Below are 22,162 nucleotides of genomic sequence, written 5' to 3'. Positions count from 1 at the left end.
CGCCGGTATCAGCGCCGTCCGAACATCATCCATTCACCCAGCAGATTTTTCGCCGGGTTGAATGTGTCGAGCAAGCCAAGCGACAATCCGAGCAGCGCCTGCCCCGGTCCCTTGTGCGCGAACGCGCGCGCCATCGTGTCGGTCAGCTCCACCACCAGCTTGCGGTCGGTCTGGCGCTCGCCCGCGAACGCGCTTAGTGCCGCCGGCCCGGCCTCGCGCGCAAGCAGCCGCGCCAGCACGGCGGCGTCGCGCAAGCCCAGGTTCAAGCCCTGTCCCGCCACCGGGTGCAAGGTCTGGGCCGCATTTCCGATCGCCACCGTGCGCTTTGTCGCAGCCGGTTCGGCATTGAGCCCGAGCCGATAGGCACTGCGCGCGCCGGTCGCGGTAAATCGTCCCAGGCGCTGCCCGAAGGCCTCGCCCAGCTGCGCCAGGAAGGCCGCATCATCGAGCGCCAGCAGCGCCTGCGCGCGCTCCGGCCGCACGCACCACACCAGCGCATACTGATGGCCATCGGCGCCGTCCTGCGGCAGCAAGGCCAGCGGCCCGTCGCCGGTAAAGCGCTCGTACGCGCGGTGTGCAAGCGGCGCGCTGGCGCTGATCCGCGCAATCACCGCCGTCTGCCGGTAGTCGTGCGTGCGCGACCTGGCATCCTGTTCGCCGAACACGCCGCCTTCGGCCTGCACCACCACCGCGGCGTCCAGCGCGCGGCCATCGTCGAGGGTCAGCCCGACCCCGTCGGCACGCTCCGTGTGGCCGCTCACGCGCGCCGGCCGTAGCGCCACCACGCCGGCGCGTTCGCATGCCGCCGACAGGGCCGACACCAGGTCGCCGTAGCGCGCCACGTAACCGAGCGCCTCCACGCCATGCTCGGCGCGGTCGATCAGGCTGCGCCCGAAATGGCCGCGGCGCGACACGTGGACCTGATGGATGGCCGTGGCGGGAAGAGGCCAGGCGCCGATTTCTTCCAGCAGCAGGCGGCTGCCGTACGACAGCGCGATCGAGCGCGGGTCGCCCAGCGCCGCGCCCAGCGCCCTGGCGTCGATCAGGCCAATGCGCTTGTCATCCATGCCGCGCCGCGCCAGCAGGGCGGCCAGCGCCATGCCCACCGGGCCGGCGCCGCAGATCGCCACGTCGAATGTGTGTGTGTTATCCATCAGGTTCGCATCAGTTGTTCGATATCGTCCGCCAGCTTGGGGGCGCAAGCGCTCAGGATGGTATGTCCGCCCGGGGTGACCAGCACGTCATCCTCGATGCGGATGCCGATGTGCCAGAACTGTTCCGGCACGCCGTCGGCCGGCCGCACATAAATGCCCGGTTCCACCGTCAGCACCATGCCGGGCTGCAGCGGGCGCGATGGCTTGTCTTCCACCGCGAGGTCGCGGTAAGCGCCGGCATCGTGCACGTCCAGGCCCAGCCAGTGGCCGGTGCCGTGCATGTAGAACTGCTGCTGCGCGCGCTCGGCGATGACGTCGTCGACGCCGCCGAACTTGCCCTTGTCCAGCAGGCCCAGGTCGAGCATGCCCTGTGCCAGCACGCGCGTGGCGGCATCGTGGATGTCGCTGTACTTGCGGCCGGGCCGCACCACCGCCAGCGCCGCGTTCTGCGCTGCCAGCACCAGCTCGTACAGCACACGCTGCGGGCCGCTGAAGCGGCCGTTGACGGGGTAGGTGCGGGTGATGTCGGCGGCGTAGCTATCCAGTTCACAGCCGGCGTCGATCAGCACCAGGTCGCCGTCGCGCGTTTGCGCGTTGTTGGCGTTGTAGTGCAGCACGCAGGCGTTCGCGCCCGACGCCACGATCGGCGTGTAGGCCGGATACTGGGCGCCGCTGCGGCGAAACTCGTGCAGCACTTCGGCCTCGATCTCGTATTCGTACATGCCGGGTTTCGAGGCGCGCATGGCGCGTTCGTGCGCCTTGCCCGAGATGGTGGCGGCGCGCAGCATGACGGCTTGTTCGTGGTCGTCCTTGAACAGGCGCATTTCATCGAGGATCGCCAGCAGGTCGTGCGCCACGGCCGGCGCGGTGACGCCGGTGCGCGCCTGGCGCCGCACCGCCAGCAGCCAGTTCTTCATTTGCATGTCGAGCGCGGCGCTGTGCCCGAGCGCGTAATACGCCGCCGGGGCGTTGGCCAGCAGCCTGGCCATTTCGGTATCGAGTTCCTCGATCGGGAACGCGGCATCGACGCCGAAGGCGAGGCGCGCACCCTCGGGACCGTGGCGAAAGCCATCCCAGATTTCGCGCTCGACGTTCTTCTGGCGGCAGAACAGGATCGCCTGCGCCGCCGTGCTGCCGTGGCCGGCCACCAGTACCAGCACGCTGTCCGGTTCCGTGAAGCCGGTCAGGTAGTAAAAATAGCTGTCGTGGCGGTAGGGATAGTCGCTGTCGCTGTTGCGCTGCACTTCCGGCGCGGTCGGCAGGATCGCCACCGCGCCCGGCTGCATCGCCGCGCACAGGCGCGCGCGCCGCGCCGCGAAGGCGCCGGTCATGGCGTCGTTCATGGTGCCCCTTTGCGCGCGCCAGGCGGCGCGTTCAGTTCGTCGAGCTGCGCCACCGTGCCGACGTTGACCCAGTCGCCTTCATAGATTTCGCCGCCCACCTGGCCCAGGTCCGCGTACTGGCGGATCAGGGTGCCCAGGCGCGCATGCGTGCCCGGGGCGATCGCCTTGAACATCTCCGGCCGGTACACGCCGATGTTCGAGAAATTCCACATCGTCGCGGCATGGTTGGCCACCTGGTACATGGTCAGGCCGAAGTCGCCCTTGGGATTGTGGAAGGGATTCGGCGTGAGGTAAATCCAGCAGGCGTCGCGCTTTTCAGGCGGGTAGGGATTGCCCCACATGTCTTCGTCCACCAGCACGTCGGTGACCTGGGAAAAATCGAAGTAGGGGCAGTAGATGTCGGCCGACAGCACCAGGAACGGTTCGTCGCCCAGCAGGGGCAGCGCTTTGGCGATGCCGCCGGCCGTCTCCAGCGCCACCGTTTCGGGCGAGTAGGCAATGCGCGCGCCGTACTTGCCGCCGTCGCCCAGTTCGCGCTCGATCATCTCGCCCATGTACGCGTGGTTGATGACGATCTCGGTGATCCCGGCGCGCACCAGGTTCAGGATGTGCCAGACGATCAGCGGGCGGCCGCGCACTTTCAGCAGCGGCTTGGGACAATGGTCGGTCAGTGGCCGCATGCGTTCGCCGCGGCCGGCGGCCAGGATCATGGCTTTCATGAGTGGCCCCGCATCAGAAGGTGTAGCCCACTTGCGGCACCTTGTCCTCGAAGGCGTCGAGCAGGCGCGCCAGCGGTTTGAGGACGATGTAGCGGTTGCAGGTCTTGCGCACGTAGTCGATCACGGTCGGCAGATCGCCCAGGTAGGCGCTCTTGCCGTCGCGGTAGTTCAGGCGGCAGAAGATGCCGAGGATTTTCAGGTGGCGCTGCAAGGCCATGAATTCGAAGTCCTGGTAAAACGCGTCGATGTCCGGATTGACCGGCAGCCCGACCGCCTTGGCGCGCTGCCAGTAGCGCACCACCCAGTCGAGCACGATTTCTTCATCCCACTGCACATAGGCGTCGCGCAGCAGCGAGGCCAGGTCATAGGTGACCGGGCCGAACACGGCATCCTGGAAGTCCAGCACGCCGGGATTGCCCTGGTCCATGAACATCAGGTTGCGCGAATGGAAATCGCGGTGCATGAAAACCTGTTGCTGGGCCAGGTTGTTGGCGATGATCGCCTCGAACACCTTGGTCAGGGTGGCACTTTGTGCCGGCGTCATGGTCACGCCAAGGTGCTTGCCGACGAACCATTCCGGGAACAGGTTCAGCTCGCGCTCGATGAAGGCGCGGTCGTAGTCGGGCAGCACGCCCGGTTCGCTGGCAAGCTGGAACTTGATCAGCGCGTCCACCGAATCCGAGTACATGAAGGGCGCATTGTCGACGTCGAGGCGCTGCAGGTAAGTGGTGCTGCCCAGGTCGGACAGCAGCAGGAAGCCATTGGCCACATCCTGCGCCACGATGGCCGGCACCGACACGCCGGCCGCCAGCAGCAAGCCTTGCACGTGGATGAAGGCCGGCACGTTTTCGCGCTCGGGCGGGGCATCCATGGCGATCAGGGTGTCGCCCAGTTTGGCGCGCAGTGCGGGCGCGACGTTGAGCCGGAAGTAGCGGCGGAAGCTGGCGTCGGCCGAGGCCGGACGGCGCGATTCGACCTGCACCAAGCCCAGGGTATCGAGCCAGGTGGTGAGCTGCGTCAGGCGGGTGTCCGACGATGTTGCGGGGGCGGTGGGGAGGGTTGAAGACATGATGCAGCCTGAGAATCCGATTGAAGATGAAGATTCCCATATAATAAGGGATTAAACTCAAAAAATCGCCTGCCATGGTGTTTGCACACGTCATTTCATGAGCTGGAAAAAACCGGCAGCTCTCCCCTCGCAGCGTTGGGCCTATGCCCTGACGGCGCTCGTCACCGCCACCGCGGTGCCCTTGCACGCCCAAACCGTCCAGAACGTCCAAAAGCGCGAACGTACCGAAGATCCGAACCTGCCCGTGACCGTACGCGCAGAGGAAATTTCCGGCCGCCCCGAACGCGAACTCATTCTTGAGCGCAGTGTCGAACTGAGCCGGGGACAAACCCGGATGAAAGCCGACCGCGCCTGTTTCAAGAACGTCGAGAATGAAGTCACCGCCAACGGCAATGTCTGGATGGAACGCTTCGGCGATACCTACAAGGGCGATGAGCTGCAGCTGAACTTGTCTTCGGGCAAGGGCTGGGTGCTGCGTCCCGAGTACCGCATGGGACTCAACAACGCGCAGGGCGCGGCCAGGCGGGTCGATTTCATCAGCGAAGACGAAGCCATCGTCAGCGACGGTACCTACACCACCTGCGAAGGCCTCACGCCCGACTGGTACCTCAAGTCGAACACCCTGCGCCTGGACGCCGGGCGCGACGTCGGCGTGGCCGGCAAGACCGTGATCTATTTCAAGGGTGTGCCGATCATCGGCACGCCGGCGCTATCGTTCTCGCTGTCGGGCGCGCGCCGCTCGGGCTGGCTGCCGCCGACCGTGGGCCTGCGCTCCAAGGGCCGCGCCGAGGTCTTGCAGCCTTACTACGTGAACATCGCGCCCAACCGCGACCTGACCCTGTATCCGCGCTGGATGCTCGACCGCGGCATCCAGTTCGGCGCCACCGCGCGCTATCTGGGCGAAAACGACTATGGCGGCTATGCCGGCCAGACCCATGCCGAAGTTTTGCCCAACGATAAGATCACCAAGACCGACCGCTGGCGCATCAATTCCCTGCACAACCAGGGCATCGCGCGCGGCCTGTCCCTGGGCTGGAACCTGAACGGGGCCTCGGATGACAATTATCCGAGCGACTTCTCGCAATCGATTTCCAGCAGCGCCGAACGCCAGCTGGTGCGCGAAGTGCGCACCGACTATCGCGCCGAGCACTGGAATATGTCGCTGCGGGCGCAAAGCTACCAGATTTTGCAGGATCCGAATTTCTTCATTGCGCGTCCGTATGCGCGCCTGCCGGAACTGTTGTTTCATTCCGGCCGCTACGACGTCAACGGCTTCGACTGGGCGGTCGACACCGAAATGACCCGTTTTTCCCATCCGGACCTGCCGACCGGCAACCGTGCGGTCGTGATGCCGCAGATCAGTTATCCGATCGTGCGTCCCGGTTACCACATCACGCCCAAGCTCAGCCTGCACGCCAGCGCGTACGAGCTTGGCCGTGGTGTCGACAGCGTCGCCAACGCCCCGACCTCGCTCACGCGCGTGCTGCCCACCTTTTCGCTCGACAGCGGCCTGGTGTTCGAGCGCGATGCCAAGCTGGTCGGACGCCAGATGACGCAGACGCTCGAACCGCGCCTGTTCTACGTGTACACGCCGTACAAGGACCAGAGCAAGTTTCCGAATTTCGATACCTTCGAAGCCAGCTTCAACATGGCCCAGATCTTCAGCGAAAACCGCTTTATCGGCAACGACCGGGTGTCGGACGCGAACCAAATGACGGCGGCCCTGGTCTCACGCTTTCTGGAGTCGAACGGCGCCGAGCGCCTGCGCCTGGTGTTCGGGCAGCGTTATTATCTGAACGAGCAGAGGGTGCAGCTGCAGGCCAACGCGCCGCGCACCGAAAGCCGCTCCGACGTGCTGCTGCAGGCGTCCGGACGGATTTCCGAGAAATGGAACTTCGACAGCGCGGTGCAATACAATGCCAGCGCCAGCAGCGTGGTCGCGTCCAACTACGGGGTGCAGTGGCAGCCGGGCGAGAAAAAAGTCATCAACGCGGAATATCGCTTCCTGCGCGACAGCGTCAAGAATGCGATGATATCGTCCCAGTGGCCGCTCTCGAAGCGCTGGTATGGCGTGGGCCGGATGAATTACTCGGTCCTGAGCCACAAGGTGGTCGAAAGCCTGGTCGGGCTGGAATACCAGGCCGATTGCTGGGTGTTCCGCATGGGCGGTCAGCGTTTTGTGACGACCACGCGCAATACCTCGACCCAGGCGTTCGTCCAGCTTGAGCTGAACGGCCTGTCCAAGCTTGGTTTCGGCAATCCGCTCGACTCGTTTTACAAGAGCGTTCCAGGTTATACGAGGCTCAATCCGGGCCCGGGCCGTTAAGCGGGACGTCGGATTTTTTATTCACCGAATTTCACCTGAATATGAGTGCTTCCCAGATTATGCGTAATATCCGTATGCACCAACTCAAGATCGCAGCGACCTTGCTGTGCGCCCTGTGCACAGGACAGGCCGTCGCGCAGGGCGCTCCCGCCAAGCCAGGCGCCCCGGTCAAGCCGGCGCCAGCGCCGGCGGCCAAGCCGTCGAGCGGCTTCCTGCCGCCGGCCTCGGCCTCCGCCAATGTCATCGATTCGATCGCCGTGGTGGTCAACGATGAAGTCATCACCCGCAATGAAATCGCCGCGCGCGTGCGCGCCGTCGAAGGCGCGATGAAGTCGCAGAACGCGCCCGTGCCCGAAGCGGCCGACCTGCAGCGCCAGGTCATCGAGCGCATGATCGTCGAACGCGCCCAGATGCAGCTGGCCAAGGAAATGGGCGTGCGTGTCGACGACACCATGCTCGACCGCGCCATCGGCCGCATCGCCGAGCAGCAAAAGATGTCGGTGCAGGACATGCGCAACCAGATGGAAAAGAGCGGCACCACCTTCGCCGCTTTCCGCGAAGAGATCCGCAGCGAAATCATGATGCAGCGCCTGCGCGAGCATGAAGTCGACAACAAGATCCAGATTTCCGACGCCGAAGTGGACACCTACCTGGCCGCCGAAAAAGCCGCCGCCGCCGACAAGGTCGAAATGAACCTGTCGCAGATCATGGTGCGCATCCCCGAAAACGCCTCGCCCGAGCAGATCGCCGCACGCCGCGCGCGCGCCGACGAGGTGATGCGCCAGCTGCGTACCGGCGCGGACTTCGCCAAGATCGCCGCCACCTATTCCGATTCGAGCGACGCGCTCAAAGGCGGCGAAATCGGCTGGCGCGCCGCCGAACGCCTGCCGCCGCTGTTCTCCGACGCCCTGTCCAAGCTCAAGCCGGGCCAGGTCACGCCGGTCCTGAAAAGCACCACCGGTTTCCACATCCTCAAGATGGTCGACAAGCGCAACCTGGCCGACGCCAGTGCGCCGGCGGCGGTGCAGCAGACCCACGCGCGCCACATCCTGCTCAAGGTCAGCCCGACCATGACGGCGGCCGACGCCAAGCGCAAGCTGACCGAATTGAAGGAACGCCTCGACAACAAGGCCGCCAAGTTCGAGGAACTGGCGCGCCTGTTCTCCAACGACGGTTCGGCCAGCAAGGGCGGCGACCTCGGTTGGCTGTACCCGGGCGACGTCGTACCCGAATTCGAGACCGCCATGAGCACGCTCAAGCCGGGCGAGTTGAGCGGCGTGGTCGAAACGCCGTATGGTTTCCACCTGATCGAAGTCCTGGAACGCAAGAGCGACGACCAGAACAAGGAACGGGTGCGCACGGCCGCGCGCCAGGTAATCCGCGACCGCAAGCTCGAAGAAGCCACCGAAGACTGGGCGCGCCAGGTGCGCGACCGCGCCTACGTCGAGTTCCGCGACGAAAACAAGTAAGCCGATGCACCAGGCAAGCACACGGCCGGCGATCGCCATCACCACGGGCGAACCGGCCGGGATCGGGCCGGAAATCTCGATCCGCGCCGCCTGGGCCATGCGCGCGCAGGTCAACTGCGTGCTGCTCGGCGACGCCGCCTTCCTGGCGCTCACCGCCAGCCTGATCGACCCCGCTATCAAACTGGCCGCGCTGTCGGTGCAGGCGCTGCGCAATGGCGGCCTGCCGCACTTCGGGCCTTCGCGCATCGCCGTGATCGACGTGCCGCTCGGCGCCCATGTGGTGCCGGGTGTGCTCGATCCGGCCAACGGGCGCGCGGTGCTGGCCACGCTCGACCTGGCGGTCGAAGGCGCGCGCGCCGGCTGGTTCGACGCCATCGTCACCGCGCCCCTGCAAAAGAGCACCATCAACGATGCCGGCGTGGCCTTTTCGGGCCACACCGAATACCTGGCCGACATGACCGGCACCGCGCAGGTGGTGATGATGCTGGCCGGCGCGACCGAAGCCGACAAGCTGCCGCTGCGGGTGGCGCTGGCCACCACCCATTTGCCGCTCAAGGATGTCTCGGCGGCGATCACGCGCGAGGGTCTGGGGCGGGTGATCGGCATCATTCATCACGACCTGAAAACCAAATTCGGCATTGCCGAGCCGCGCATCCTGGTCACCGGCCTCAATCCGCACGCGGGCGAGAACGGCTACCTGGGGCGCGAAGAAATCGACACCATCACGCCGGCACTGGAGCAGGCGCGCGCGCTCGGCATCGACGCGCGCGGGCCGTATCCGGCCGATACCCTGTTCCAGCCCAAATACCTGATGGAAGCCGACTGCGTGCTGGCCATGTACCACGACCAGGGCCTGCCGGTGCTCAAATACGCCACCTTCGGACGCGGCGTGAACATCACGCTCGGCCTGCCGCTGATCCGCACCTCGGTCGACCACGGCACCGCGCTCGACCTGGCTGCGGCGGGCCTGGGCCGCGCCGACTGCGGCAGCATGGAACAAGCCATCCGCACCGCCCTGCACATGGTGGACGCCGCTGCTACCCATGGTGCATCGCGCCTTTAAACAGATTTTGAGAAGAAGAATATGAAACACGTCGCCCGCAAGCGCTTCGGCCAGAATTTTTTGACCGACAAACTCGTCCTCGATAACATCATCGACGCCATCGGACCCGAGAAGGGCCAGGCGATGGTCGAAATCGGGCCGGGCCTGGCCGCCATGACGGCGCTGCTGCTCAAGCGCCTGGACCATATGCACGTGGTGGAACTGGACCGCGACCTGGTCGCGCGCCTGGAAAACAACTTCCCGCGCGAGAAGCTGACCATCCACTCGGGCGACGCGCTCAAGTTCGACTACGGCCAGATTCCGGTGCCGCAAGCGCAGAAGCTCAGGGTGGTCGGCAACCTGCCATACAATATTTCGAGCCCGCTCTTGTTTCACCTGGCCGAATTCGCGCACCTGATCGAAGACCAGCATTTCATGCTGCAGAAGGAAGTGGTCGAGCGCATGGTGGCGGCGCCCGGCAGCAAGGTGTACGGACGCCTGTCCGTGATGCTGCAGTGGCGCTACGACATGTCGCTCATGTTCATCGTGCCGCCGACCGCCTTCGATCCGCCGCCGCAGGTGGAATCGGCGATCGTGCGCATGGTGCCGACCGCGCGCAAGCTGGCCTGCGACGGGCCAACGCTTGAAGCGGTGGTGATGAAGGCATTTTCGCAGCGCCGGAAGGTGATCCGCAACTGCGTGGCCGGGATGTTTACCGAGGCGCAGTTGATCGAGGCGGGCATCGATCCGTCGACCCGTCCGGAGACGGTCAGCCTGGAGCAGTATGTGGCGCTGTCCAATTTGCTCAAGCAACCGGCCTGACTGGCCGACCTGACGGGAGCATTGTCATGATCATGCTGAAAGTGCCGTACGCCGAAAAAGACGAGGCCAAGGCCCTGGGCGCGCGCTGGAACAAGGATAGCAAGCTGTGGTACGTGCCCGACGGCGTGGATGCGGCGCCGTTCCAGCGCTGGGTGCTCAAGGGCGCGGCGCCAGGCCCCGCCAAGGCCTCCGGCGCTCCGGCGGGCAGGGTCGATTCGTATGTGGGCAAGCAGGTCGTGGGAGCGCGCTATGTGGCGCTGGAACACGGGTGCAATCCGTTTGAGGCGTGTGCGGAGTGCGGGCCGAAGCTGGCGGCGTCTGGATGGGCGGCTGCCCGCGCCGAGGTGCTGCGGATTGTGGGCGGGCTGACGACCTGACCCCCGTCATTTCTGCCATTTGGCGGAAATGACTTCCTGTCACTCAGTTAAGCGGCTTTGCGACCACCAACCTCAAAACCGTCATTCCCGCCTCTCCAGGAACTAGTCTTTGCCGCTAATTTGAGCAGCTTTGCGACTCCAAACCTCGAAACCGTCGCTCCCGCGCAGGCGGAAACGCATGCGTTTCCCCCATAGCACCGTCGATATACGAATGTGCTATGGATTCCCGCCTGCGCGGGAAGTCATTTCTGCCAATGGCAGGAATGACGGAGCTTAGGTTAGCGCCATTTGGAAGCGCCCTTGCACTTTGCACAGTTCCCAGAGATTTGAGGAGTTTCATAGAAACTGGGACCTGCGCGGGAAGTCATTTCTGCCAATGGCAGGAATGACGGAGCTTAGGTTAGCGCCATTTGGAAGCGCCCTCGCACTTTGCACAGTTCCAAGAGATTTGAGGAGTTTCATAGAAACTGGGACCTGCGCGGGAATGACGGTTTGTAGTTTACTGGGAAAAGGTTTTAGTTTCGTGGTCCTTACGTCCCGATCCGCCCGCCATCGTTCTTGGTAATCACGATGGTCGCCGAGCGTGGGCGCTTGCCCGCGCCGTAGCCCGCGTTGCTCGGCCACTGGCTGGTGTATTTCGACGGATCGCCCAGATTGGCCTGCGCCGTGGTCTCGCCCGGGTGCTGGATGTTGATGAACATCGACTTGCCATCCGGCGTTTCGCACAGGCCGGTGATTTCGCAACCCGACGGGCCGACCAGGAAGCGCTTGAGCGTGTCCGCGGTCGGCTTCTTGCCCACGTAGGTATCGACCGCCAGGGTGCCGCCATTGGCCTTCGGATGGTTCAAGGTTACCTTGGCGCCGTCGCCGACCGTGCCCGGAATTGCGGCGAGCATCATGCAGTTGGTGACGTCGGTGTACGCGCCATCGTCGGTCTGGATCCAGCAGATGCCGGTGTACGGGCTGAATGCCAGGCCGTCCGGGCTCGAAAAATCCTGGTCCGCGGTCAGGCTCGACAGGTTCACGAAGCCGCCGCTGGCACCGGCTTCGGCGCCGAACAGGTACACGTCCCAGGTAAAGCTGGTGGCCGCGGTGGCGCCGGCACCTTCCTTCATGCGCAGCAGATGGCCGTTCGGGTTGCCGCTCTGGGCGCTGCTGCCCTTCATGTCGGTGTAAGCGCGCGGATTGGGGCCGTCCGGCGCCAGTTGCGACGAGGTCGGGTCGACGGCGCGGTTCGAGTTGTTGGTCAGCGAGTAGTAGATTTCGCCGTTGGCCGGATTGACCGAGCACCATTCCGGACGGTCCATCTTGGTCGCGCCTACCGCATCGGCGGCCAGGCGGGCGTTGACCAGCACGTCGGCCTGGTCGGCGAACTTGTACACGCTGTTGCCGGCGATGGCGGCGTTCGAGATGTTCAGTTCGATCCACTGGCCGCTGCCGTCCGGGTTCATCCTGGCCACGTACAGCTTGCCGCTGTCGAGGTATTTGTCGCCCATGGCGACGCGGTCGGGCGCACTGGCGTCGGCGGCGGCCCACACGGCGCTCGAGACGAATTTGTAAATGTACTCGTTGCGCGAATCGTCGCCCATGTACACGGCCAGCGGCTGGCCGGCGACCGGGTTGCCGAAGGCGGCGCTTTCGTGGGCGTAGCGGCCCAGGGCCGTGCGCTTTTTGGCCGATTTCGACTTGTCGTACGGGGCCATTTCGACGATGTAGCCCATGCCGTTGATGTCGTTGCGGTAGTCGTCGCTGCCATCGAGCGACGCGCCTTTCCTGCTGATGTCCCAGCGCGCGTATTTGTCGTCGCTGCCGGCGCTTTCCCAGCCGTGGCGCGAGGCCGCGCCTTGGGCGCGGCCATAGCGCTTGAGCGAGGTCACGCTCTTGTCGTTGCCGCGCGCGGCATCGTCGGCGGCGCCGCGCGTGAAGTAGCCGGCCCAGTTTTCTTCGCCCGTCAGGAACGAACCCCACGGCGACTTGCCGGTACCGCAGTTGTTCAGGGTGCCGCGCGTCTTGGTCGCGGTCGGCGAGTATTTGGTCACCAGCAGCGCATTGCCGCGCGCGGGACCGGACAGCTCGATGTCGGACAGCGGCGTCAGGCGGCGGTTGAAGGACGATTCGCGCACATAGGCCCAGGCCGTGCCGGTCTTTTTGACTTCGACCACGCTCACGCCGTGGATGGCGATTTCCTTGTCCACTTCCGCGGCGGGGCGCGGCAGGGTGGTGGCGCCGCCATTGGCGTGCAGGAAGAAGGACGACAGTTTCGCGTCGGTGGTCGCTTCGTGGTTCACGGCCAGCAGGCCGCGCTCCGAACTGCTGGTGCTGGCGCTGCCGGTGGCCGACAGGCCATAGAACTCCATGCCGTCGTGGTGGTCGCCGGCGCGGGTGTCGAAGTTATCGTCGGTGCCATCGTTCTTGTAGGCGGGGGTGGTGCCGTTGAGCGGGTCGCCCAGCGCATAGATCACCGACGCGGTGTAGCCGGCCGGGACCGTGACCATGTCGGCCAGACTTTTCGGAACGGCGGCAAACGCCAGCAGCTTTTCCGCCGGGACCGGCGGCGGGGTTGGCGTCGGGGTCACCGGGCCGGGGCTGTCATCGCTGCTGCAGGCCGATAAACCGACTGCGCCGAAGATCGCCGTGGCGGCCGATGCCATGCCGCCGCGCAGCAGGCTGCGGCGGCTCAGGCGGGCATTGAGCACCGTGTTGAAGTGTTCGTTCGGCGAATCGTTGCAGTCGATATCATCCGGATCGATGGCGCGAACCGGATCGTTTGGCTTGTTCATGAAGGTCCTATGGCTGGGGGTTGATTGAGCAAGCCGGATTCTAGCCAGCCCAGATGACCGTGCCGTGACGGCAAGATGACAGGATGATGACAAACGGCAGCCTGTCGATCCGGGGACATGGCCGCGCAAGGCGATCCATGCAGAAATATGGTTTCCAAAGCGCCAACATTGACCGTGTTCATGCCATGATGGGAGTTGGCTTGCCGAATGATTTGCCCTCTCTCTGAAGGAATGTGATCCGATGAATTTTCCCCGCACACTGTGTTTCCTGCTCGCGAGCTTGGCGATGGGCTTGCCGGGCGCGAGCGTCCTGGCGGCACCGCCCGTCAAGGCCGATGCCAAGGCCGATAGCGCCGCCAGCAAGGCCGTGCTGGCATTCATGCGCGCCGAAATGCAGGAACGGCGCATTCCGGGCTTGCAGATTGCCGTGATCCGCCATCAAAAAGTGGTGTTCTCGCGCGCGCTTGGCGTGGCCAACATCCAGCACGGGGTACCGGTCGACGATCGCACCGTGTTTTCGATCAATTCCGGGACCAAGTCATTTACGGGCGTGGCCATCATGCAGCTGCTTGAACAGGGCAAGCTCGCGCTCGACGCGCCGGTATCGCGCTATCTGGACGGCTTGCCGGCCGCCTGGCAGGGCGTCACCATCGCCCAGTTACTCAATCACACATCCGGACTGCCCGACGTCCTCGATGCGGAAGGCGACCTGCTGCCGGGCGGCATGGACGGTGCCTGGAAGAGCGCGCAAACCTTGCCGGTTCAGTTCGCGCCGGGCCAGCGCTTCAGCTATAACCAGACCAACTACGTGTTGCTTGGGAAAATCATCGACCGCCTGAGCGGCGAGCCCTTCCTGGCGTTCATCCGGCACCGGCAGTTCGACGTGGTCGGCATGCCCGACAGCAGCTTCGGCGACAGCGCCGACGTCATCAGGAACAAGGCCAATTCCTACCGCTTCGGGCGCGACGGCCAGCTGCGCAACGTGGTCGAAGAGTTTCCGGCGGCGATGCGCACGGGCGCCGGTATCAATACCAGCGCGACCGAACTGGGCAAGTGGATCGTGGCCCTGCAGCAGGGACGCCTGCTCCAGCCGGCGAGCATGGCGGCGATGTGGACCCCGTCCTCGTTCGCCGATGGACGGCCGGCCCCGTGGGCCATGGGCTGGCCGGCGATCCGCCGCGGCGCACAGGCGCACCGGGCGCTGGCGGGGATCGGGGGCGGGCGTTCGGCCTTCTATATTTATCCGGACGACGACCTGGCGGTGATTATCCTGACCAACCTGGCTGGCGCCCAGCCGGAGCAGTTGATCGACACCGTGGCCGGCCTGTATGCGCCGGCGCTGCGCGCCACCGGCGGCGGCGGGCTTGCCCTGTATCGCTTGCGCGAACAAACCGGGCGCGGCGGTTTCGATGACATCGACGGGCAACTGCGCCAGGTGATTCGGCAATATGCGGTGCCCAACCCGTCCGAGGCCAGCCTGAACGGCTGGGGCTACCGCTTGCTGTCGCGTAAGCAGGTCAAGCCGGCCATTGCGGTGCTCGGCCTGGCTGCGCGTCTGTATCCGGACAGCGCCAACGCCCATGACAGCCTGGCCGAAGCGTACCAAGCCGCTGAAGACCCGGCGCTGGCGATCCGCCATTACCGTCGTTCGCTGGAACTGGACCCGGACAACCGCAACGCGCTAGCGCACCTGAGCGCGCTGGAAAAGAAATAAAGCGCCAGCAGGGCGAAAAGCGGGACAAAAAAAAGCCCGCTGTGAAGCGGGCTTGAAATCCAATTCTTTTTGAGGAGAGTTGGAGGAGACAGGTGCAATTATGCTGCGCTACAGCATATCAAGCCAATTTATCTTTGGAATATCAGTTATAGCTTTTGCAAATATCACCGTCCATCCTCTCGCCGCGCTTACTTTTGGCGGCAGGTCACGTCGATGTTGGTGATGTCGGCATCGCCCATTTCGCCAATGCCACGCTCGACCGTGCAGACATGCGTGCCGCCGTCCGGCTGCTGAAATACCGATACGCCGTAGCTGGTAAGGTAGGGGATGATCCCGGTGAATTTGTACGAGGTGGCATCCTTGGGCATGGTCAATTTGTCGCTGCTGCCGTTAATCAAGACCAGACCGGTGCCGGTGTACGGACGGACCACGCCGTCGGTGCCGATGACCTTGACCGCGCCGCCGAGCGCATAGCCGGGGTCCTTGCAGGTAATCGTGACGCTGATGGCGGCCTGGCGTCCGGCGCTGTCCTTGCCGTTGTCCGGCGTGCAAGACTGGTGCAGCGAACTGGTCTCGACCTTGACATCGTAGGGCACGCCGTATTCGATCGTGTTGGGGAAGCGGAAACTGGTGGCCTTGGCATCGACCGGCAGGTTTTGCATGCCGACGTTGCTCAGTACCAGGCCGGAATACTTCAAATTGACAATCTTGCCTTCGACAGGGAAGGTCGCTTTGCCGCCGCAAGCGGACAGGCCCATGACGAGGGCCAGCAGCAGCGAATGGCGCAGGACGGATAACTTCATAGAATTCTCCAGAGGAAAGGCGCCACCCGCGCAGGGGTGGCTGCCGGGATCAGTTGCAGGTGATGAGGATATTGTCGACGTCGGCTTTGCCCATCGTGCCGATGGCGTTGTCAATCCGGCAAGTCAAGCCGGGCGGCTGTTGCAGCACGCTCAGGCCGTAGGCCACTGTTTCGCCGACCTGGCCGAGCTTGGTTTTACCGTCAGTGTCCAGGGTGGTCAGGGTGAACGCGGTGGCGTTGGCGGGAATACTCAGGCGATAGCTGCCGTTGATGATCACCAGCGGGCCGCTCGTCAAGCCGACGATCTTGCCTTTGACATCGTGCGGGATCAGGGTGCAGCGCACGCTAATGTTGCCGACGCCGTAGGCGCTCGATTTTCCCTTGCCGTTGATCATTTCGCAATTGGCGTTCGATGGCGGCGAGATGATCTTGATGTCGAAGTCGGTATTTGCGTTGATGAGGTCGGGAAACGCGAAGCTGTTGGCGTTGGGTTCAATCTTGAGATCCGGGCCACCCCTGTTTTGCAGCACCAGGCCGGTCACGGTCACATTCTCGACGGTGCCGCCCAGCTGCATGGTGCCCTTGTCGCTGCCGCCGCAAGCGGCCAGACTCAAGGCGCACGACAGTGCCACGGCGGAACGCAGGTACAGATTTTTCATACTTTCTCCAAAAACGAATGCGGTAAGGGGGGAGGCTGGGCCGCCGATGGACAGCCTGATGTGGACGTCATTTTAGTGCATTTGTTAACGCGGCGGCTCATTGCCTTGTATCGGCGTGGAAGGCGTCGCCTTGGCGCGCCCGTGGCGCCTTGGCGCGGAGGGGCGCCACGATTGATTTTCGGCGCTGCCCTCGTTATGCTGGAACCTGACCCACTACCGAGCCAGCCCATGAGCACTACGCCGCGCCGCACTTGGCCCAAAGCCATCCTGTTCGACCTGGACGATACCCTGTGGCCGATCGCCCCGGTCATCCTGCAGGCCGAGCAAGCCCTGCACCTCTGGCTGCACAGCAATGCACCGAGAGTGGCCGAGCGCTTCACCATCGACGCCCTGCGCCAGGCGCGCCTGGCCCTGCTGGCCCAGCAGCCCGATTTCCATCTCGACCTGGGCGCCCTGCGCCGCGCCGGCCTGTTGTCGGCGTTCGAGGCGGCCGGCGAAGACGCCGCCAAGGTCGAGCAGGCCATGGTCCACTTCTATGCGGCGCGCAATGCCGTCATCCCCTACGATGACGTGGTGCCCGGCCTGCTGCGCCTGAAAGGCCGCTCCGTGCTCGGCTCAGTTTCCAACGGCAATGCCGACCTGCAGGCGATCGGCCTCTCGCACCACTTCAAGGTATCGGTGGCGGCCAGCCAGTTCGGCCGCGCCAAGCCGGACCCGGCCATTTTCCTGGCCGCCTGCGAGGAACTCGGGGTCGACCCGGCCGATGCCGTCTACGTGGGCGACGATGTGCTGCTCGACGTGCAGGGCGCCCAGCGCGCCGGACTGCGCGCGGTCTGGCTCAACCGCACCGGCAGCGCGCGCCACCTCGAACACGGGGTGCTGCCGGACGCCATCTGCGGCGATTTCGACGAGCTGCTCGACTGGCTCGCGCGCGAGCACGATTGAGGCGGGCGGCGAGCAACCGGCTAAACCGCACAGCGCGCCTGCGAACGTGCATAATAGGCAGACCAATACTTGTGCATATCCTACTCGCACCACATATAGAATCATGCAACTCGATACCCGTGCGCAAACGCTGCTCAAAGCCCTGGTCGAACGGTATATCGCCGACGGCCAGCCGGTCGGGTCGCGCGCGCTGTCGAAAATTTCCGGACTCGACCTGTCGCCCGCGACCATCCGCAACATCATGGCCGACCTCGAAGAGCTGGGGTATGTGGCCAGTCCGCACACCTCGGCCGGACGCATTCCGACCCCGCGCGGCTACCGCATCTTTGTCGATACCTTGCTAACCGTGCAACACCTGGACGAGCACGCCGTCGATGGGCGGCTGCGCCTGCCGGCCCAGCAACCGCAAAAGATGATCGCCAATGCGGCGCAGATGCTGTCCTCGCTGTCGCAGTTCGCCGGCGTGGTGCTCAGCCCGCGGCGCGAATCGGTGTTCCAGCAGATCGAATTCTTGCGCCTGTCGGAAAAGCGCATTTTGCTGGTGATCGTCGATCCGCGCGGCGATGTGCAAAACCGCCTGCTGCTGACGGAAGCCGACTACACGCCGGCCCAGCTGGTGCGCTCGGCCAATTACATCAACCAGAATTACGGCGGCCTGTCGTTCGACGACGTGCGCCTCCGCCTGAGCAGCGAATTGCGCCAGCTGCGCGACGATATGGGTAGCCTGATGCAGGCAGCGGTCGAGGCCGGCAGCGAGGCGATGACCGACCAGTCGGACGACATGGTCATTTCCGGCGAGCGCAACCTGCTCAGCGTGTCGGACTTGTCCTCGAACATGACGTCGCTGCGCCAGATGTTCGACATGTTCGAGCAAAAGACCGGGCTGATGCAGCTGCTGGACGTGTCCAGCAAGGCGACCGGGGTGCAGATCTTCATCGGCGGGGAATCGAACCTGGTGCCGATGGATGAGATGAGCGTGGTCACCGCGCCGTACGAGGTCAACGGCAAGATCGTCGGCACCCTGGGCGTGATCGGGCCGACCCGCATGGCCTATGAAAGGGTGATTCCGATTGTGGATATTACGGCCAAGCTGCTGTCGAACGCGCTCAGCCATTCCTAGGCGGCAGGCGCGCCGCAGGGATCAGGTTTTGTGCGGGCAGGCTGGCTTGACGCAGTTGCCGTAAATCGCCAGCGCGTGCTCGGCAATCTTGAAGCCGCGCTCGACCGCCACCTTGTGCTGGCGCGATTCGATTTCTTCGTCGTAGAACTCTTCCACACGGCCGCAGTCGAGGCACACCAGGTGATCGTGGTGGGAACCGGCGTTGAGCTCGAAGATCGCCTTGCCGGTTTCAAAATGGTTGCGGTTGAGCAGGCCGGCTTGCTCGAACTGGGTCAGTACGCGGTACACGGTAGCCAGGCCGACATCCATATTATCGGTCAGCAAGATCTTGTAAACATCTTCCGCTGTCAGGTGGCGCACCTCGCTGTTCTGGAAAATCTCGAGGATTTTCAGGCGGGGCAGGGTGGCTTTCAGGCCGCTGGCCTTGAGGTCGCTAGGATTGTTACTCATGTTTGTTACTCGTATATTGGCGTAGTGCTTTATCATATAGCGTTTTAGACGGAGGTGCCTAGGCTTCCGTACAACGATTTGAGGTCCTCTATGCCTGTCGATACTGCCGTTTTGCACCGTTTTAGCTTGCGCGCCCCGCTCGTGGCGACCCTGGCCGGCGCCGTCCTGAGCCTGTCCGGCTGCACCATGTTCGGCGGCGCCAAGGATCCCGTGGTTCCGGTCAGCGCCTCGCCCGACGCCGGCGCCCAGACCGTCCAGGCGAGCAAGCTGCAGAAATTCCTGTGGATCTTCTCGCCGTATCGTCCGGACATTCAACAAGGCAACTTCATCTCCCAGGAAATGCTGACCCAGCTGAAGGTGGGCCAGACCCGCGAGCAGGTCAAGTTCCTGCTCGGCACGCCGCTGCTGACCGATGTCTTCCACGCCGACCGCTGGGATTTTCCCTTCTATCTGGCGCGCGGCGATGGCGAGCTGACCAGCAGCCGGGTCACGGTCTACTTCAAGGATAACAAGGTCGAGAAATTCGACGGCGGCAACCTGCCGACCGAGAAGGAATACATCGCGCGCATCGCCGGTCCATCCAAGGTGGCCGCCAAGGAAGCGCCGCGGCGCGAAGAAGCCGGTTCGGCATCGATCAAGATCAACAAATAATCCATTTCATACACAGCGGTAGCGCACGATGACTCACATGAAAATTGCAGTAGCCGGCGCTGACGGGCGCATGGGGCGGATGCTGGTCGATGCGGTCGATGCCGCGCCGGACGCCGTGCTGGCCGGCGCGCTCGGCCTGGCCGGAACGCCCGCGATCGGCCAGCTGCTTGGCCAGAGCGGCGTGAAGATCGAAGCGGAGCTCGCCGCCGGCCTGGCCGGGGCCGATTACCTGATCGACTTTACCCGCCCCGAAGGCACGCTCAGGCACCTGGAATACTGCGCGGCCCACGGCATCAAGCTGATCATCGGCACCACCGGTTTCGACGACGCCGGCAAGGCCGCGATTGCCGCCGCCGCCGAAAAAACCGCGATCATGTTCGCGCCCAACATGAGCGTGGGCGTGAACGTCACCCTCAAGCTGCTGGAACTGGCCGCCAAAAGCCTCTCCGAAGGCTACGACATCGAAATCATCGAAGCGCACCACCGCCACAAGGTCGATGCGCCGTCCGGCACAGCCCTGAAAATGGGTGAAGTCATCGCCGACGCGCTCGGGCGCGACTTGAAGGAATGCGCCGTGTACGGGCGCGAAGGCGTCACCGGCGAGCGCGATCCGTCGACCATCGGCTTTGCCACCATCCGCGGCGGCGACATCATCGGCGACCATACCGTGCTGTTTGCCGGCACCGGCGAGCGCATCGAGATCAGCCACAAGTCCAGCAGCCGGGCCAGCTACGCCAACGGCGCGCTGCGCGCCTGCCGCTTCCTGGCCGACAAGGCGACCGGCTTGTACGATATGCAGGACGTGCTGTCACTAAAGGACTAGGCGGCGCCATGCCACCGGTGAATCATTTCAGCGTCGCGCGCTACTGGGAACAGGGCGATCCGATCAGCCATGCGGTGGCCTACGTGCTGATGATGATGTCGCTGGTGAGCTGGTTCTTCATCCTGTTCAAGGCTTTCAGCACCTGGCGCGTGCGCCGCGCGGCGCCGGCGCTGGACGCCTTCTGGAGCGCGCCCACCCTGCACGACGGCATCGCCTTGCTCACCCTGGCCGACCGCGAGGGCGTCTATGCGCCGCTGCCCGCGCAAGGGCTGGCGCACCTTGGCGGCGCCAACACCCTGGCCGGCGCAATGAGCAAGGATGAGCAAATCATCCGCGTGCTGCGCCAGGAAATCACGCGCGCGACCCACCGCATCGAAAGTGGATTGACCGTGCTGGCCTCGATCGGCGCCACTGCCCCGTTCGTGGGCCTGCTGGGCACGGTGTGGGGGATTTATCATGCGCTGTCGACTGTGTCCGCGGCGGGCATCGTGCAGATCGACAAGATCGCCGGGCCGGTCGGGGAAGCGCTGATCATGACCGGCTTCGGGCTGGTGGTGGCCATTCCCGCCGTACTGGCGTATAACGGATTGAACCGCCTGAACCGGCTGACTCTCGCCGAGCTCGACGGCTTTGCCCACGATTTGCATTCCTACTTCGGCAGGTAAGGGAGGGCGGCATGGCATTCGGCAGCTTCAATCCATCGCGCCAGCAGTCGATGATGAGCGATATTAACGTGACCCCGATGGTCGACGTGATGCTGGTGCTGCTCGTCATTTTCATCATCACGGCGCCCATGTTTACGCATGCGGTCAAGCTCGACTTGCCGCGCGCGCAGGCCGCGGCCGTGCAGCAGCAGCCGGCCACGGTGACGATTGCCATCGATGCCGCCGGTGCGCTGCACTGGAGTGGCGAGCAGGTCGATCCTGCCGGACTCGACGCGCGCCTGACCCAGGCCGCGCGCCAGGCGCCGCAGCCCGAATTGCAGCTGCGCGCAGACAAAAACACCCGTTACGAAGTCGTGGCCCAAGTCATGGCGGCGGCCCAGTCCCATGGATTGAGCAAGCTCGGCTTCGTGACCGATCCAAAAAAGGAGAAATAACATGGCCAGCGCTGAACTCAATGGTGCCTCGATCCTCGGCTGGGAGACCTTTCATTCCGAAAGTTGCACGGCGTTCGGGTTTCCCGATTTTTACGCCCACACGATGGATGCCTGGGTCGATTGCCTGAGCTACCTGCGCGACGAAGACGGCATGACCCGGTTCCGGCTCAAGCCCAACGAAGTGCTGGAAATTGTCGTCAAGGATGCGGCCGCCATGCGCGAGCGTGTGCCCGACCTGCTCGACGAGATGACCTTCTGCATCGCCGGCATCAACGAGCGCTACGAGGATTACGGCGAAAAGCCGGCGCTGGCGCTGGTGTTGCGCTGAGCGGCAGCCCGGCGCGGGCAGCCGCTGCCCGCGCCGGCTGGCGCTTAACGCACCTTCTTGAGGTCGAAATGGGGGTTGTAGATCAAGCCCAGCACGTTGCCGAACGGATCCTTCAGCTCGACCACCTTGATCGACTCGCCCACATCCTGGATGGCCGAGTGAATGCTCGCGCCCAGGCCCGTGATGCGATCCGCTTCGGCCTCGATGTCGTCCACGCCCCAGTAGGCGACGCAGCCGGCAAGGCCAGGTTCGCCGGGTGTCAGGCCCAGCTCGAAGCCGCCGATCTCGTAGCCGACGTAAAAGGGTTGGTCGAAGTAGGGCGCCGTGCCGAACACCGCGGTGTACCAGGCCTTGGCCGCATCCATATCCTGGACCGGGTAGCAGACAGTGCGCATTCCGTTAATCATGTTCGTCTCCTTGAGTGCAAAGCAGCATCCTGCCATGGCGTGCGCTGCGTGTATTGTAAAAAT

At 64.3% G+C, this 22,162-nt stretch carries 22 protein-coding genes; 13 read left to right on the top strand and 9 right to left on the bottom strand.

The window, feature by feature from the left end:
- Positions 1 to 8: 8 nt before the first annotated feature.
- Genes IV454_RS05365 through IV454_RS05350 form a run of 4 tightly spaced genes read right to left on the bottom strand, consistent with a single transcriptional unit; the run spans position 9 to position 4,285 of the window.
- Positions 9 to 1,154 carry an FAD-dependent monooxygenase gene (locus tag IV454_RS05365; RefSeq protein ID WP_206090637.1) on the bottom strand — a complete coding sequence of 382 codons (1,146 nt, stop codon included), beginning with the start codon at positions 1,152 to 1,154 and terminating at the stop codon, positions 9 to 11.
- Complete coding sequence (gene pepP / locus IV454_RS05360; protein ID WP_370663771.1) at positions 1,154 to 2,497, bottom strand: Xaa-Pro aminopeptidase; 1,344 nt, start codon at positions 2,495 to 2,497, stop codon at positions 1,154 to 1,156. The genes IV454_RS05365 and pepP overlap by 1 nt, the downstream gene beginning before the upstream one ends.
- On the bottom strand, positions 2,494 to 3,216 hold the full coding sequence (murU, locus tag IV454_RS05355) for an N-acetylmuramate alpha-1-phosphate uridylyltransferase MurU (protein ID WP_206090636.1): 723 nt from the start codon (positions 3,214 to 3,216) through the stop codon (positions 2,494 to 2,496). The genes pepP and murU overlap by 4 nt, the downstream gene beginning before the upstream one ends.
- A gap of 13 nt (positions 3,217 to 3,229) precedes the next feature.
- Entirely contained in the window at positions 3,230 to 4,285 is a 1,056-nt protein-coding gene (locus IV454_RS05350) for an aminoglycoside phosphotransferase family protein (RefSeq protein ID WP_206090635.1), read from the bottom strand.
- Positions 4,286 to 4,382: 97 nt separating this feature from the next.
- On the opposite strand from IV454_RS05350, the gene IV454_RS05345 reads away from it, so the two are divergent.
- The 5 genes from IV454_RS05345 to IV454_RS05325 all read left to right on the top strand — a co-directional run bounded on the left by IV454_RS05345 (position 4,383) and on the right by IV454_RS05325 (position 10,321).
- On the top strand, positions 4,383 to 6,611 hold the full coding sequence (locus IV454_RS05345) for an LPS-assembly protein LptD (RefSeq protein WP_206090634.1): 2,229 nt from the start codon (positions 4,383 to 4,385) through the stop codon (positions 6,609 to 6,611).
- A gap of 74 nt (positions 6,612 to 6,685) precedes the next feature.
- A complete protein-coding gene (locus IV454_RS05340; protein WP_206090633.1) occupies positions 6,686 to 8,080 on the top strand; it encodes a peptidylprolyl isomerase in 1,395 nt (464 codons plus the stop codon).
- 4 nt (positions 8,081 to 8,084) lie between these two features.
- Complete coding sequence (gene pdxA / locus IV454_RS05335; protein WP_206090632.1) at positions 8,085 to 9,143, top strand: 4-hydroxythreonine-4-phosphate dehydrogenase PdxA; 1,059 nt, start codon at positions 8,085 to 8,087, stop codon at positions 9,141 to 9,143.
- 21 nt (positions 9,144 to 9,164) lie between these two features.
- Positions 9,165 to 9,944: a 16S rRNA (adenine(1518)-N(6)/adenine(1519)-N(6))-dimethyltransferase RsmA gene (rsmA, locus tag IV454_RS05330; RefSeq protein WP_206090631.1), complete on the top strand. Its 780-nt coding sequence runs from the start codon at positions 9,165 to 9,167 to the stop codon at positions 9,942 to 9,944.
- A 26-nt stretch (positions 9,945 to 9,970) separates the two neighbouring features.
- Positions 9,971 to 10,321: a DUF5710 domain-containing protein gene (locus IV454_RS05325; RefSeq protein WP_206090630.1), complete on the top strand. Its 351-nt coding sequence runs from the start codon at positions 9,971 to 9,973 to the stop codon at positions 10,319 to 10,321.
- A gap of 530 nt (positions 10,322 to 10,851) precedes the next feature.
- Here the strand turns inward: IV454_RS05325 and IV454_RS05320 are convergent.
- Positions 10,852 to 13,101 carry a PhoX family protein gene (locus IV454_RS05320; RefSeq protein ID WP_206090629.1) on the bottom strand — a complete coding sequence of 750 codons (2,250 nt, stop codon included), beginning with the start codon at positions 13,099 to 13,101 and terminating at the stop codon, positions 10,852 to 10,854.
- 241 nt (positions 13,102 to 13,342) lie between these two features.
- On the opposite strand from IV454_RS05320, the gene IV454_RS05315 reads away from it, so the two are divergent.
- Positions 13,343 to 14,815, top strand: a complete 1,473-nt coding sequence (locus IV454_RS05315; RefSeq protein ID WP_206090628.1) for a serine hydrolase domain-containing protein — start codon at positions 13,343 to 13,345, stop codon at positions 14,813 to 14,815.
- 188 nt (positions 14,816 to 15,003) lie between these two features.
- Here IV454_RS05315 and IV454_RS05310 read toward each other — a convergent pair whose 3' ends face one another.
- A complete protein-coding gene (locus IV454_RS05310; RefSeq protein ID WP_206090627.1) occupies positions 15,004 to 15,618 on the bottom strand; it encodes a hypothetical protein in 615 nt (204 codons plus the stop codon).
- Positions 15,619 to 15,667: 49 nt separating this feature from the next.
- The gene (locus tag IV454_RS05305; RefSeq protein WP_206090626.1) at positions 15,668 to 16,276 is read right to left on the bottom strand and encodes a hypothetical protein; all 609 of its coding nucleotides are present in this window, start codon (positions 16,274 to 16,276) and stop codon (positions 15,668 to 15,670) included.
- A gap of 228 nt (positions 16,277 to 16,504) precedes the next feature.
- Here IV454_RS05305 and IV454_RS05300 point away from each other — a divergent pair, with 228 nt between their 5' ends.
- Both IV454_RS05300 and hrcA read left to right on the top strand, forming a co-directional pair.
- The gene (locus IV454_RS05300) at positions 16,505 to 17,221 is read left to right on the top strand and encodes an HAD family hydrolase (RefSeq protein ID WP_206090625.1); all 717 of its coding nucleotides are present in this window, start codon (positions 16,505 to 16,507) and stop codon (positions 17,219 to 17,221) included.
- 103 nt (positions 17,222 to 17,324) lie between these two features.
- Positions 17,325 to 18,341 carry a heat-inducible transcriptional repressor HrcA gene (gene hrcA, locus IV454_RS05295; protein WP_206090624.1) on the top strand — a complete coding sequence of 339 codons (1,017 nt, stop codon included), beginning with the start codon at positions 17,325 to 17,327 and terminating at the stop codon, positions 18,339 to 18,341.
- Between the two features lie 21 nt (positions 18,342 to 18,362).
- Here the strand turns inward: hrcA and fur are convergent, their stop codons facing one another.
- Positions 18,363 to 18,791, bottom strand: coding sequence for a ferric iron uptake transcriptional regulator (fur, locus tag IV454_RS05290; RefSeq protein WP_054264984.1), 429 nt, complete (start codon positions 18,789 to 18,791; stop codon positions 18,363 to 18,365).
- A gap of 90 nt (positions 18,792 to 18,881) precedes the next feature.
- On the opposite strand from fur, the gene IV454_RS05285 reads away from it, so the two are divergent.
- Genes IV454_RS05285 through IV454_RS05265 form a run of 5 tightly spaced genes read left to right on the top strand, consistent with a single transcriptional unit; the run spans position 18,882 to position 21,692 of the window.
- Positions 18,882 to 19,442, top strand: a complete 561-nt coding sequence (locus IV454_RS05285) for an outer membrane protein assembly factor BamE (RefSeq protein WP_206090623.1) — start codon at positions 18,882 to 18,884, stop codon at positions 19,440 to 19,442.
- A gap of 28 nt (positions 19,443 to 19,470) precedes the next feature.
- On the top strand, positions 19,471 to 20,265 hold the full coding sequence (gene dapB, locus IV454_RS05280; RefSeq protein WP_206090622.1) for a 4-hydroxy-tetrahydrodipicolinate reductase: 795 nt from the start codon (positions 19,471 to 19,473) through the stop codon (positions 20,263 to 20,265).
- 8 nt (positions 20,266 to 20,273) lie between these two features.
- Positions 20,274 to 20,930, top strand: a complete 657-nt coding sequence (locus IV454_RS05275) for a MotA/TolQ/ExbB proton channel family protein (protein WP_206090621.1) — start codon at positions 20,274 to 20,276, stop codon at positions 20,928 to 20,930.
- Between the two features lie 11 nt (positions 20,931 to 20,941).
- Positions 20,942 to 21,364, top strand: a complete 423-nt coding sequence (locus tag IV454_RS05270; protein ID WP_206090620.1) for an ExbD/TolR family protein — start codon at positions 20,942 to 20,944, stop codon at positions 21,362 to 21,364.
- 1 nt (position 21,365) lies between these two features.
- Positions 21,366 to 21,692: a barstar family protein gene (locus IV454_RS05265; RefSeq protein ID WP_206090619.1), complete on the top strand. Its 327-nt coding sequence runs from the start codon at positions 21,366 to 21,368 to the stop codon at positions 21,690 to 21,692.
- A gap of 44 nt (positions 21,693 to 21,736) precedes the next feature.
- Here IV454_RS05265 and IV454_RS05260 read toward each other — a convergent pair whose 3' ends face one another.
- Positions 21,737 to 22,099: a VOC family protein gene (locus tag IV454_RS05260; protein WP_206090618.1), complete on the bottom strand. Its 363-nt coding sequence runs from the start codon at positions 22,097 to 22,099 to the stop codon at positions 21,737 to 21,739.
- Between the last annotated feature and the right edge of the window lie 63 nt (positions 22,100 to 22,162).

Source organism: Massilia antarctica, from assembly GCF_015689335.1.
GTDB lineage: Bacteria > Pseudomonadota > Gammaproteobacteria > Burkholderiales > Burkholderiaceae_D > Telluria_A > Telluria_A antarctica.
This window is presented reverse-complemented; position numbering and strand designations above follow the sequence as displayed.

Excerpts from the sequence above, each read along its gene's own strand:
- IV454_RS05325 (WP_206090630.1), top strand. The coding sequence starts at position 9,971 with ATGATCATGCTGAAAGTGCCGTACGCCGAAAAAGACGAGGCCAAGGCC.
- pdxA (WP_206090632.1), top strand. The coding sequence starts at position 8,085 with ATGCACCAGGCAAGCACACGGCCGGCGATCGCCATCACCACGGGCGAA.
- IV454_RS05285 (WP_206090623.1), top strand. The coding sequence starts at position 18,882 with ATGCCTGTCGATACTGCCGTTTTGCACCGTTTTAGCTTGCGCGCCCCG.
- hrcA (WP_206090624.1), top strand. The coding sequence starts at position 17,325 with ATGCAACTCGATACCCGTGCGCAAACGCTGCTCAAAGCCCTGGTCGAA.
- IV454_RS05260 (WP_206090618.1), bottom strand. The coding sequence starts at position 22,099 with ATGATTAACGGAATGCGCACTGTCTGCTACCCGGTCCAGGATATGGAT.
- IV454_RS05270 (WP_206090620.1), top strand. The coding sequence starts at position 20,942 with ATGGCATTCGGCAGCTTCAATCCATCGCGCCAGCAGTCGATGATGAGC.
- IV454_RS05300 (WP_206090625.1), top strand. The coding sequence starts at position 16,505 with ATGAGCACTACGCCGCGCCGCACTTGGCCCAAAGCCATCCTGTTCGAC.
- IV454_RS05340 (WP_206090633.1), top strand. The coding sequence starts at position 6,686 with ATGCACCAACTCAAGATCGCAGCGACCTTGCTGTGCGCCCTGTGCACA.
- dapB (WP_206090622.1), top strand. The coding sequence starts at position 19,471 with ATGACTCACATGAAAATTGCAGTAGCCGGCGCTGACGGGCGCATGGGG.
- IV454_RS05305 (WP_206090626.1), bottom strand. The coding sequence starts at position 16,276 with ATGAAAAATCTGTACCTGCGTTCCGCCGTGGCACTGTCGTGCGCCTTG.
- murU (WP_206090636.1), bottom strand. The coding sequence starts at position 3,216 with ATGAAAGCCATGATCCTGGCCGCCGGCCGCGGCGAACGCATGCGGCCA.
- fur (WP_054264984.1), bottom strand. The coding sequence starts at position 18,791 with ATGAGTAACAATCCTAGCGACCTCAAGGCCAGCGGCCTGAAAGCCACC.
- IV454_RS05275 (WP_206090621.1), top strand. The coding sequence starts at position 20,274 with ATGCCACCGGTGAATCATTTCAGCGTCGCGCGCTACTGGGAACAGGGC.
- IV454_RS05350 (WP_206090635.1), bottom strand. The coding sequence starts at position 4,285 with ATGTCTTCAACCCTCCCCACCGCCCCCGCAACATCGTCGGACACCCGC.
- rsmA (WP_206090631.1), top strand. The coding sequence starts at position 9,165 with ATGAAACACGTCGCCCGCAAGCGCTTCGGCCAGAATTTTTTGACCGAC.
- pepP (WP_370663771.1), bottom strand. The coding sequence starts at position 2,497 with ATGAACGACGCCATGACCGGCGCCTTCGCGGCGCGGCGCGCGCGCCTG.
- IV454_RS05310 (WP_206090627.1), bottom strand. The coding sequence starts at position 15,618 with ATGAAGTTATCCGTCCTGCGCCATTCGCTGCTGCTGGCCCTCGTCATG.
- IV454_RS05365 (WP_206090637.1), bottom strand. The coding sequence starts at position 1,154 with ATGGATAACACACACACATTCGACGTGGCGATCTGCGGCGCCGGCCCG.
- IV454_RS05265 (WP_206090619.1), top strand. The coding sequence starts at position 21,366 with ATGGCCAGCGCTGAACTCAATGGTGCCTCGATCCTCGGCTGGGAGACC.
- IV454_RS05315 (WP_206090628.1), top strand. The coding sequence starts at position 13,343 with ATGAATTTTCCCCGCACACTGTGTTTCCTGCTCGCGAGCTTGGCGATG.
- IV454_RS05320 (WP_206090629.1), bottom strand. The coding sequence starts at position 13,101 with ATGAACAAGCCAAACGATCCGGTTCGCGCCATCGATCCGGATGATATC.
- IV454_RS05345 (WP_206090634.1), top strand. The coding sequence starts at position 4,383 with ATGAGCTGGAAAAAACCGGCAGCTCTCCCCTCGCAGCGTTGGGCCTAT.